General features: G+C 43.9%; 11 protein-coding genes. 9 read left to right on the forward strand and 2 right to left on the reverse strand.

Features of this window, described 5'->3' with window-relative positions; all coding sequences use genetic code 11:
* The first annotated feature begins 4 nt into the window (after positions 1-4).
* Positions 5-1165 (forward strand): helix-turn-helix transcriptional regulator, encoded by a 1161-nt coding sequence (locus tag J5X91_RS13145; protein WP_208834985.1) that lies wholly within the window; start codon positions 5-7, stop codon positions 1163-1165.
* 137 nt (positions 1166-1302) lie between these two features.
* On the opposite strand, the gene J5X91_RS13150 is transcribed toward J5X91_RS13145, so the two are convergent.
* Entirely contained in the window at positions 1303-2088 is a 786-nt protein-coding gene (locus tag J5X91_RS13150; protein ID WP_058372845.1) for an enoyl-CoA hydratase, read from the reverse strand.
* 161 nt (positions 2089-2249) lie between these two features.
* Between J5X91_RS13150 and J5X91_RS13155 the strand changes: the two genes are divergently transcribed.
* From J5X91_RS13155 to J5X91_RS13190, 8 genes are all read left to right on the forward strand, one after another.
* Positions 2250-3032, forward strand: a complete 783-nt coding sequence (locus J5X91_RS13155; RefSeq protein WP_208834986.1) for an SDR family oxidoreductase — start codon at positions 2250-2252, stop codon at positions 3030-3032.
* A gap of 61 nt (positions 3033-3093) precedes the next feature.
* Positions 3094-4080 (forward strand): OB-fold domain-containing protein, encoded by a 987-nt coding sequence (locus tag J5X91_RS13160; protein ID WP_208834987.1) that lies wholly within the window; start codon positions 3094-3096, stop codon positions 4078-4080.
* Positions 4080-5213 (forward strand): acyl-CoA dehydrogenase family protein, encoded by a 1134-nt coding sequence (locus J5X91_RS13165; RefSeq protein WP_208834988.1) that lies wholly within the window; start codon positions 4080-4082, stop codon positions 5211-5213. Before J5X91_RS13160 ends, J5X91_RS13165 begins: the two co-directional genes overlap by 1 nt.
* Positions 5185-5604: a MaoC family dehydratase gene (locus J5X91_RS13170; protein ID WP_011327579.1), complete on the forward strand. Its 420-nt coding sequence runs from the start codon at positions 5185-5187 to the stop codon at positions 5602-5604. The genes J5X91_RS13165 and J5X91_RS13170 overlap by 29 nt, the downstream gene beginning before the upstream one ends.
* A 17-nt stretch (positions 5605-5621) precedes the next feature.
* Positions 5622-6797 (forward strand): lipid-transfer protein, encoded by a 1176-nt coding sequence (locus tag J5X91_RS13175; protein WP_011327580.1) that lies wholly within the window; start codon positions 5622-5624, stop codon positions 6795-6797.
* A 9-nt stretch (positions 6798-6806) separates the two neighbouring features.
* Positions 6807-7976 (forward strand): acyl-CoA dehydrogenase family protein, encoded by a 1170-nt coding sequence (locus J5X91_RS13180; protein WP_208834989.1) that lies wholly within the window; start codon positions 6807-6809, stop codon positions 7974-7976.
* A 14-nt stretch (positions 7977-7990) separates the two neighbouring features.
* A complete protein-coding gene (locus J5X91_RS13185; protein ID WP_208834990.1) occupies positions 7991-9190 on the forward strand; it encodes an acyl-CoA dehydrogenase family protein in 1200 nt (399 codons plus the stop codon).
* Positions 9190-10302, forward strand: a complete 1113-nt coding sequence (locus J5X91_RS13190; protein WP_208834991.1) for an acyl-CoA dehydrogenase family protein — start codon at positions 9190-9192, stop codon at positions 10300-10302. The genes J5X91_RS13185 and J5X91_RS13190 overlap by 1 nt, the downstream gene beginning before the upstream one ends.
* A gap of 104 nt (positions 10303-10406) precedes the next feature.
* Here the strand turns inward: J5X91_RS13190 and J5X91_RS13195 are convergent, their stop codons facing one another.
* Positions 10407-10808, reverse strand: coding sequence for an SDR family oxidoreductase (locus J5X91_RS13195; RefSeq protein ID WP_244363861.1), 402 nt, complete (start codon positions 10806-10808; stop codon positions 10407-10409).
* Positions 10809-10905 lie beyond the last annotated feature (97 nt).

Here is a 10905-nt window from a genome sequence, read left to right on the forward strand (position 1 = left end):
AAAAATGGCACAATTAGATATAAGTCTCGATGCATATAATGAATTAATAAATGCATTATACGAAGCGTCGGCAGATACCAGTTCTTCAAGTTGGAATATCCCTCTTAAGCTAATCCAAAGCATACTTCAAGCAAACTATGTCACCTTAATATTAAAAGTTCCCGAGGAAGACGATTTAGGATTAATGATCGCAGTAGGTGAAGGTTTAGAAGACGGGGACACCGTTCAGCATTTACCCTATCAATATAAATTGACCCCTTTTGCTGAACAACCACTTGATACAGTGTTAACTGTTGCGGATTTTATGGATGAAAATGAATGGAAAAATTCATCATATAGAGAACACTGGTGCGAAAAAAATAACATTTACCATGTACTAACTGCCGATATTAGCACCCCTAATGTTGGTCATTTAAGGTTTAGGGTTACGCGAACCGATGCACAAGAAGATTTTTCTCCAGCTGATAAAGCGTTTGTAGAGTTACTTATCCCGCATTTTAGACGCGCAATTACCACCTTTTTACAACTCAATAGTAGTGCCTCTTTGGGCTCGCTATATTCTCGTGCTATTGGTCGTTTGTCTATTGCTACTATTACTATTGATGAGCATGGCAAAGTACTCGATAAAAACGTATTTGCTAGCCATATACTCGATGCCGAAGACGGGCTTAAAATAATTGGCGGTAAACTAACCGCGCAAGATAACAGTGATAATCGCGAGTTAAAACGCTTAATTAAAGCAACGTTTGCTAATGCTGATGGCAAGCAAACTATGCCAGAGGCAATGTCGATTACTCGCCCATCAGGCGAAATTGCTCTTGGTGTAGTAATTGAAGTTATTCCATCATTAGGTTGGGCTGAAGGTAAAGGGCAAAACAAGGCTGTAATTTACATTCGCGATGCGGTGGGTAAATCGACCACCAGTATTGAAATATCGAAAAAGCTATTTGGTTTAACGCCGGCAGAAACGGCGTTATCACTGCAGTTAACTAATGGTTTATCGTTAGAAGAAGCTGCTGAAGAGCTGAATATTCGCCGTAATACAGCGCGTGCTCACTTACGTTCTATATTTTCTAAAACCGGTGTACGCAGACAAACAGAGTTAGTCAGATTGTTTTTAAATAGTGTCGCTGCGCTGGGCTACGACGACAGAAATAGCTTGTAAACTATATTACAAAACGATTCCTGCCTTACCTTAAAGTAAAAACAGTAGGCAAAAAAAAGCCAGCTAAATGCTGGCTAAAATTAACAAAGGGGAGTGTTAATTAATTTAAATAAATGGGTAATAAAAAACTAGTAACCTTACTTTCCGCTAAATACAGGGTGGCGTTTTTGTAAAAACGCTTCCATGCCTTCACGTTGATCTTTTGATGCAAATAATAACGCATTTGCTTTGCGCTCCAGCGCCATAGCACTGGCAAGTGGAGCGTCCATTCCTGCTAAAATAACTTCTTTTATTTGCTCTGCCGCTAGCGGAGGCATACGTGCTATACGACGACAATTTGCTAGTGCCTGTTTATATACATCTTCATCTTCGCACAGCTCACTTACCAGTCCGCCTACCCAAGCATCGTAAGCACTAATAGGCTTGCCTGTAAGCGCCATTTGCATTGCTTTGGCTTTACCTACTGCACGTACTAAACGCTGCGTGCCACCAATACCCGGCATAATGCCTATGGCTATTTCGGGCTGACAAAAACTTGCGCCTTTACCGGCAATAATAATGTCAGCTAACATGGCCAGTTCACAGCCACCGCCATACGCGTAGCCATTTACTGCAGCAACTACAGGTATTGGGCATTGCTCAATAGGTGCCCATAATCGCTCTGTATGACGCTGGTAAATCTCAATTGGGTCTGCATCTATTAAGCTAGTAATGTCGCCACCTGCAGCAAATACTTTGTCGCCACCGGTTAATAAAATACAGCGAATGTCTTTATTGTCTGCCAGCTCAGTAAAGTACTTAGATAGTAATGTTTGCAGCTCTAAGCTTAATGCATTGGTGGCACTGGGTCGGTTTAACGTTAACTCGGCCACACCAGGCTCAGGGAAACTTAGTAAAACGCTAGGCTCGTTTGTATCCGTCATTCATTACTCCAAAACATTGCTAGGCAACGCACAGTAAAATTTCTATGTTGTTATTGTCACTTGTTGTCGCTAAACACAGCATCGTCCATTTAGACGAAGAGGCTTATCTAATACTGCCTGTACACTGTTTTTATGGAATTATTTTATGACAAGGCTTAATTATGCATGCGAGTAAAAACTATAAAGATAAAGTGGTACTCATAACCGGCGGTACTAAAGGCATTGGCCTTGGTATAGCACAAGGTTTCTTGTCGGCAGGCGCTAAAGTAGTCGTGTGTGGTCGTCAACAAGTAGAGCAGCTACCACAGGTAATCCTTGATGGAAAAACTCGTCAGGCACACTTTATTCAAGCAGATGTGAAAGACATTGATAGCACCGCGGCCATGTTTAGCACCATAGTAAAAGAATATGGCACGCTTGATGTACTCATTAATAATGCCGGTGGCAGTCCGTTTGCTTTGGCAGACAAAGCATCTCCTCGTTTTCATGAGGCTATTCTTAAGCTTAATTTAATTGCACCGTTAAACGTAGCACAGCAAGCAAACGAAATTATGCAAGCAAATAACAGTGGCTGCATTATTTTTATAGGCAGTATTAGTGCCATGCGTGCTTCACCAGGTACGGCGGCTTATGGCGCTGCTAAAGCGGGTATTTTATCTTTAGTAAAATCACTTGCAGTAGAGTGGGCACCTAAAGTGCGTGTTGTGGCGGTAAGCCCAGGATTAGTCCATACCGAAAACTCACACCTACATTACGGTGACGAGGCAGGAATTGCCGCAGTAAGCGCAACAATTCCAGCAGGGCGTATGGCGCAACCAGATGATATTGCTAACGCTTGTTTGTTTTTAGCTTCAGCAGAAGCAAGTTATGCAAGTGGCTGTAATTTACTGCTAAATGGCGGCGGTGAAATGCCCGCTTTTCTTAGTGCTAGCGAAACTAACTAAATAATTAATAATTTTAATTTTAATTTTTAGAATTTATCTTGATAAATGCAGGAGACGAACATTGGCTAAATATGAATGGTTTGCAGAAATAGAAGCGATGATAGGGCGACAATATGGTCGTATCTATGCGTGGGACAAGGTTAATGAAGCTATGGTACGTCAGTGGTGTGAAATTATGGGGGTAGAAAACCCACTTTACACCGATGCAGACTACGCGGCAACAACCGAGTATGGGCAACTAGTAGCACCACCAGCGATGCTACAAAGTTGGTGTTTAGCAGGCTTTGGTGACAAAATTTTAGCACCAGGTTCAACTACCGAAAACCCGTATGGCGTGCTCGAAATACTTGAAAAAAATGGCTACCCAGCGGTAGTGGCCGTTAATTCTAACCTAACGTTTGATCGCTACATTACTATGGGTGAAAAGCTTTATTACACCACAGTACTCGATAGCATCAGTGAAGAAAAAACCACCGCACTAGGCACCGGCTTTTTTGTCACGCTAAAAATGACTTATTTCTCAGAAAAAACCAATGGTGAAGCCGACGAAAAAGTGGGCGACATGATGTTTAGAGTCATTAAGTTTAAACCTGCGCACAAACCTGAGCAAACAGCACCCGCTAAAGAGGCTCCGGCCAGAAAACGTCCTAAGCCTGGGATCAGCGACGATAACCGCTTCTTTTGGGAAGGGTTTGGCGAGCAAGAGCTGCGCATTCAACACTGTATAAGCTGTGATAAATTACAACACCCACCAGCACCTGTTTGCATGCATTGCCATTCGTTTGAACTTGATTACCAAGTAGCTAGTGGTAAGGGGGAACTGTATTCATTTGTGATAATGCACTATCCACATGTAGCCCCATTTGATAGCCCAAATCCTATTGGTTTGATTGAGCTTGAGGAAGGCGTACGTATTCCAGCAGGCTTAATCGAAGTTGAAGAAGGTGTAGCCCCTAAAATTGGCCAAAAAGTGCAAGTCGAATATCACACATTTGATGGTGAGCTGACCTTGCCACAATTTAGACTTGTTCCAACTAAGGAGTCGTAATGGATTTTAACTTAAGCGAAGAGCAATCAGCCATTGCAGAAATGGCCAATAGCTTATTTACCGATACCTGTACCGATGACTTTCTTCGTGACTATGACGAAGCTGGCCAAGGCACCATGACGCAGTTATGGAACTCGTGTATAGAAACCGGGCTGCACGGGGTAATTATTCCCGAAGCAACTGGTGGCATTGACTTGGGTATGACCGAGCTGAGCTTAGTATTACAGGCGCAAGGCGGGGCGTTAGGGCAAGTTCCTTTATGGCGTCATCAGCTGGTGGCCACTGCTATTGCAAAGTTTGCGGGTACAGAACTACAAACTGCTGCACAAGCAGCGGCTGAAGGCACAAACCTATTAACGCTGGCATTTAACTTAGTAAATACCCACAGTGAAGCGACGCTCAACGTAGAAAAAACGGATGACGGCTTAAGCATTAATGGCTTAGTGCAGTCGGTTGCAGTTGCAGGGCTCGCTGACTTTGTTGTACTGCCACTGACCCTTGATGAGCAAACACGCTGGGCACTAGTGGCAACAACAGCGCCAGGTTTAACCTTAGTTAAAGGACAGATGACCCAAGGCGAAGAAGTTGCAGACTTACAACTAAATAACCTGCTTGTAAGTAATGCGGCGTTACTCGATAGCAAAGCTAATGACTGGTTAGTGCCAAGAATATTCGCCTCTTTAGCATCGTTACAGTTAGGTGTTAGTGAAGCGCAAATTAAAAAAACCGTTGAATATATTAGTGAACGCCAACAGTTTGGTCGCGCTATAGGCACCTTTCAAGCAGTACAAATGACCATGGCCGATACCAAAATTGCCCTTGAGGCATTACGCAGCAATGTATGGCAGTTGTGTTATCGCCTTGATAACAACTTAGGCTGCGATCACGAAGCGTTAGCAACAGCGTGGCACGCCTGCGAAGCGGGTCATTCTATTGGCCACAAAGCGCAACATGTGCATGGCGGTTTTGGTGTGGATGTTAGTTACGTTATCTACCGATACCTCTATTGGAGCCGGGCTATTAGCCTAAATTTAGGCGGGAGTCCCGCATTATTGGCAAAACTTGGCGATGCCTTAACCGAAAATAATAAGCTGGGGTGGAAATATGACCTTGATGAAAACAATGCAATTTAACGACATAAACGTAGGTGACAAGCTACCTGAAAAAGCGATTCCAATTACCGTGGCACTTATCTCTAATGGAGCTTTAGCAACGCGTGATTTTTTTCCAGGCCATCACGATAAAGATGCCGCTATTGCGCTGGGCTCACCGCATATTTTTATGAATATTTTAACCACTAATGGCTTAGTGCAAAGCTATGTAGAAGGCTGGAGCGGCCCACAAAGTCGTTTAAAAAATATTGATATTAAATTAGGTATGCCTAATTACCCTGGCGATGTTATGACCTTTATGGGCGAAGTAACCGCAACCGATGCCACAACCCGCACTGTGGATGTAGGTTTAGCCGGCAAAAATAAATACGGCATGCATGTTACAGGTACCGTGCAATTGGTATTGCCATAAAATTTAGGAGAGACAAGATGAGTGAGTCAATTAGTGGTAAAGCTGCCATTGTAGGTCTGGGTGCCACAGAGTTTTCTAAAAATTCAGGGCGTACTGAATTACGTTTAGCCATGGAGGCAACATTAGCAGCTTTAAAAGATGCGGGAATTGATCCCAGTGAAGTGGATGGCTTTAGTAGTTATTCAGTTGATAAAGTACCAGAGTACGAAATTGCGCGTTTACTCGGTTGTAAAGAAGTTAAGTTTTTTTCACAAATACCTCATGGCGGCGGCGCAGCATGTGCACCTATAGTGCATGCAGCAATGGCTGTGGCCAGTGGCGTGGCTAAAACCGTAGTGGTATATCGGGCGATGAACGAGCGTTCTTGGTATCGTTTTGGTACTGGCGATTATGGTTTTTCATCAACCCCTATTTTTGAAAATGTGAATTACGGTTATTACATGCCTCATGGTTTTCATACTCCTGCAAGTTGGGTGGGTATGTTTGCACAGCGTTATATGCATGAGTATGGCGCTACATCAGAAGATTTTGGTCTTGTTGCGGTTGCCGCACGTGACTTTGCAGCAACTAACCCTGCGGCATTCTTTTACGAAAAACCAATTACTTTGGCCGATCACCAAGCGTCTAAGTGGATTTGTGAGCCGCTACATTTACTTGATTGTTGTCAAGAATCTGATGGTGCGGTAGCAATGATTATTACCAGTGTTGAGCGTGCAAAAACGCTAAAAAATAAACCTGTAGTAATTAAAGCTGGTTCGCAAGGTATTGCCGAAGGCCAGCAAAGTATGACCTCGTATTATCGCGACGACATTACCGGTTTACCCGAAATGGGCATAGTAGCAAAAGAGCTTTATGCACAATCAGGCCTAGGGCCAGATGATTTTCAAACTGCGATTATTTACGATCACTTTACCCCTTTTGTATTGCCACAACTTGAAGAGTTTGGGTTTGTAGAACGTGGTAAAGCAAAGGAGTTTATTCGCGCAGGTCATCATCAGCGTGGTGGTAAGTTACCTATTAATACCCATGGAGGACAATTAGGTGAAGCCTATATCCATGGTATGAATGGCGTGGCCGAAGCAGTACGACAAGTGCGTGGTACAGCAGTAAACCAAGTTGATAATGTTGAAAATGTACTCGTTACAGCGGGCACTGGTGTACCAACCAGCGGCTTAATTTTAGGCGCAGAGTAGGAGTGCAAAATGTTCATTGATTTAACACCAGAACAAAGGGCGTTACGCCTAGAAGTACGTGATTATTTTTCTCAATTAATGACTCCCGAACTGCGTCAAAAGCTAAGAGGCAGTGAAGGCGGCGAAGACTTCCGTAAGGTTGTACGTCAAATGGGTAAAGACGGCTGGTTAGCTGTTGGTTGGCCAAAAGAGCACGGTGGCCAAGGTTATCAAGCCACCGAACAGTTAATCTTTTTTGAAGAAGCCAATATTGCAGGCGCGCCCCTACCATTTGTTACTATTAGCACTGTAGGTCCTGCGTTAATGGAATACGGTACTGAGTTACAAAAAGAAAAGTTTTTACCGGGTATTGCCAATGGCGAAATTCATTTTGCCATTGGTTATTCAGAGCCAAATGCGGGCTCTGATCTAGCCACTTTAAAAACTAAAGCTAGCTTAGAGGGCGACAATTTTATTGTTAATGGCAATAAGCTATGGACCTCTGGCGCTGAGTCGGCCGACTATATTTGGTTAGCAGCACGTACCGATCAAGAGCTGGCGCGTCACAAGGGGATTTCTATTATGATTTTAGATACCCAAAGTGATGGCTTTAGCAGCACAGTTATTCCAACGTGTTCAAACCCAACTGCGGCTACTTATTACGACAACGTAAAAGTACCTCAAGAAATGCTGGTGGGTGAATTAAATGGTGGTTGGCGTTTAATTACTTCGCAACTTAACCATGAACGTTTAGGTTTAGGTTCGTGGTCAGATAAATTGGTTGGCTTATTTCGCCGAGTGTATTTGTGGGCTAACACCGCGGATGAGCAAGGCAAGTCTGCTGCTAATAATCCGTGGGTGCGCGCAGCGTTAGCTGAATGTTACGCTAAGTTAGAAGCCATGCGCTTAATTAACTTTCGCATCGCCGCCGATTTAGAAAAAGGCCATATGGATATTGCTCTGGCGTCAATCACTAAAGTATATGGCTCAGAATGCTCAATTGAAATACTGCGTAAGCTGATTGATATTGTGGGAATGAATGGCATGGTTCGTGATGATTCTGCCGCGTCATTTTTAATGGGTGAGCTGGAATACGAAGTGCGTGCCTCGGTTACCTTAACCTTTGGTGGTGGCACGAATGAGTTACAACGAGAACTAATAGCCCAATTTGGTATTGGTATGCCACGTGCAGTACGCTAATAGGAGATAACAGCATGAATGAGTTAACTGAATTTCGCCAGCAGGTCCGCACTTGGCTAGAGGCAAATTGCCCTATGTCGCTGCGCACACCAACGCCTGATGGCGAGCTCATTTGGGGCGGGAGTGAAGTTAACTTCACTTTTGATGATCAACGCCAGTGGTTTGAAACTATGCGCGATAAACATTGGTTTTGCCCTAGTTGGCCAACGCAGTACGGTGGTGGTGGTTTAACCGCGCAACAAAACAGCGTTTTAGAAAGTGAAATGCGCCGCTTAAAGTGTCGTCCGCCACAAATTAATTTAGGTATTTGGATGTTAGGTCCTGTGCTGTTAGAGCACGGAACTGAGCTGCAAAAACAACAGTTTTTAACACCAATGACCCGCGGTGAAGTGCGTTGGTGCCAAGGATTTAGTGAGCCAAATGCCGGATCTGACTTGGCCAGTATTCGCACCAGCGCGGTTGATCAAGGCGATCATTACTTAGTTAATGGTAGTAAAATTTGGACTTCTTATGGTGACAAATCCGATTGGATGTACGCATTAGTACGCACCGATGCTAAAGCCCCTAAACACCAAGGCATAAGTTTATTACTCCTCGATATGCACAGCCAAGGTGTGCAAGCTAAGCCTATTGATTTAATTAGCGGTAAATCTTCTTTTTGTGAAGTGTTTTTCGATAATGTAGCCGTGCCTAAAGAAAACCTTATAGGTGAGCTTAATGGCGGCTGGAAATTAGCTAAAGAATTGCTGCAACACGAACGCAGTGCAATGTCTAAGTTTGGTGAGTTTCAATTACCCACGCACTTTGACTTAATGTCACTAATGAGCGATTACATGCCTGCGCCGCACAGCGCTAGTGAAGCCGCGCTTGTAAATAAGGCGGTTGCAGCCAATATGGAAGAGCAGGCATATAACTTAACGGTGCAACGCTTAGGTGCAGAAATGCAAGCGGGGCAAAGCTGTTTTGGTTTAATGTCGATTATGAAGTTAGTGCATACCGAACAAGAAAAAATTAAATTTGAATTATTACTCGATGCGATGGGTTACCGCGGTTTAGGTTGGGAAGATGATAGCTTTAGCGAGCAAGAGCAAGCCGTTACTCGCGCTTGGCTAAATAGTTTTTCGCAAACCATAGCTGGCGGCTCGTCAGAAGTTCAGCTGAACGTGATAGCAAAGCGTGTATTGCAGTTACCTGAAAATAAAGGAGTAAGCTGATGAGTATGGTATATAGCGAAGACGATCGCATGTTGGCAGATACAGCCGAAGAGTTTTTAAGTGCGCAAAGCCCTGTCGCAGCGCAGCGCGCATTACGCGATAAGCCAACCGCAGTTAATTTTGATGAAAAAATTTGGCAACAAATGCTGGAACTTGGTTGGGGAGCAATTACTTTTCCCGAAGATCTGGGTGGCCTAGATTTTGGTTATAAAGGAATGGGCGCAATATTTGAAGCTATGGGTAAACACCTGAGTGCTTCGCCAATGTTATCGTCAGTAACCCTGTGTGGTTCGTTATTACAACAACTTGCCAACGCAGAGCAACAAACCTGGTTAACAGCAATAATAAGTGGTGAAAAACGCTTAGCCTTAGCAATTGACGAACACGCAAGACACGATCCCGACAGCATGCAAACAACGGCAACAACAGCGGTAGATGGCTTTGTGTTAAATGGTAAAAAAACCATGGTTATTGATGGTGTCAGCCCCGATGGTTGGATAGTTGCGGCGCAGCATAACGCTGGCTGTAGTATGTTTATTGTGCCATTTAGTGAGCAAGTAAAGGTTAAGCGCCTTAACCTTATCGATGCACGCAATTACGCCGAGCTTACTTTTAATGACTTAAAACTACCCGCAGAAGCCTTATTAGGCGATGCTGGCAATAGCTTAAAAGCACTGCAACAAGCACTCGATTTAGGTCGTTTATGTTTAAGTGCTGAAATGCTTGGTGCTATTAAAGCGCTGTTTGATATGACTATAGAATACTTAAAGGTACGTGAACAATTTGGTGTAAAAATTGGTACTTTTCAGGCATTACAACATCGTGCGGCACGCTGTTATGTAGAATTAGAATTAGCTCAATCTTGTGTTATAGCCGCACTTTCGGATGCAGATAAGGCTGACGCAAATTTAGCCTCAAGCGCTAGTTTAGCTAAATGGAAACTATCAAAAGTAGCCGATTTAATCAGCGGTGAAGCGGTGCAAATGCATGGCGGCATTGGGGTTACTGATGAGCTAGACATTGGTCTTTACCTAAAGCGCATTCGCGTAGCACAAATGTGCCTTGGTGATGCCGATTACCATCAAGCGCGGTTTGCAGCTTTAGCGCCTTAAAACTCATCTTGAGTTAAACATAAAAAACCAGCCAACAGTTATTCACTGCTGGCTGGTTTTTTTGTTCATGCACTGAGAGCCTTAATGCGCGTTGAAGGTCGCTATTACTGTGCTGGCGCGCCAGGTACACCATAATAATATTGACCAGCCGTTAGGCCGCCATCTACCACCATTTCGGTGCCATTACAGTAAGATGCCTGATCCGAGACTAAAAAGTTAACCATATTGGCTACTTCTTCAGGCTGACAACCACGTTGCTGTGGAATAAATTTATAGTGTGGGTTCAGCTCTTCGCTACTTAGCCCCTGTGGGTTAGTCATGGGGGTATTTACAGCACCAGGATGCACACTATTTACACGTATACCAAACGGGCCTAGCTCAAGCGCTGCGGTGCGAGTTAACCCTCTTACTGCATATTTACTTGCAGCATACGCACCTGTGCCATTGTTAGGTAAAATAGACGAGGCTGATGAAATATTAACAATAGCGCCACTGCCTAATGCCAGTCAGTTAACACTGACTGGCTTTTTTTTATAGGGATATTTAGATGGTTTCTTTTTCACACATCGTGGAAAGCTGCGCTCATGACGCCTTGTTGGTAAC

Source organism: Pseudoalteromonas sp. K222D (genome assembly GCF_017653575.1).
Taxonomy (GTDB): Bacteria; Pseudomonadota; Gammaproteobacteria; order Enterobacterales; family Alteromonadaceae; genus Pseudoalteromonas; species Pseudoalteromonas nigrifaciens.

What these genes read in the sequence shown, in the direction of transcription:
- J5X91_RS13190 (WP_208834991.1), top strand. Translation starts at nt 9,190, where the DNA reads ATGAGTATGGTATATAGCGAAGACGATCGCATGTTGGCAGATACAGCC.
- J5X91_RS13165 (WP_208834988.1), top strand. Translation starts at nt 4,080, where the DNA reads ATGGATTTTAACTTAAGCGAAGAGCAATCAGCCATTGCAGAAATGGCC.
- J5X91_RS13150 (WP_058372845.1), bottom strand. Translation starts at nt 2,088, where the DNA reads ATGACGGATACAAACGAGCCTAGCGTTTTACTAAGTTTCCCTGAGCCT.
- J5X91_RS13185 (WP_208834990.1), top strand. Translation starts at nt 7,991, where the DNA reads ATGAATGAGTTAACTGAATTTCGCCAGCAGGTCCGCACTTGGCTAGAG.
- J5X91_RS13180 (WP_208834989.1), top strand. Translation starts at nt 6,807, where the DNA reads ATGTTCATTGATTTAACACCAGAACAAAGGGCGTTACGCCTAGAAGTA.
- J5X91_RS13175 (WP_011327580.1), top strand. Translation starts at nt 5,622, where the DNA reads ATGAGTGAGTCAATTAGTGGTAAAGCTGCCATTGTAGGTCTGGGTGCC.
- J5X91_RS13145 (WP_208834985.1), top strand. Translation starts at nt 5, where the DNA reads ATGGCACAATTAGATATAAGTCTCGATGCATATAATGAATTAATAAAT.
- J5X91_RS13155 (WP_208834986.1), top strand. Translation starts at nt 2,250, where the DNA reads ATGCATGCGAGTAAAAACTATAAAGATAAAGTGGTACTCATAACCGGC.
- J5X91_RS13170 (WP_011327579.1), top strand. Translation starts at nt 5,185, where the DNA reads ATGACCTTGATGAAAACAATGCAATTTAACGACATAAACGTAGGTGAC.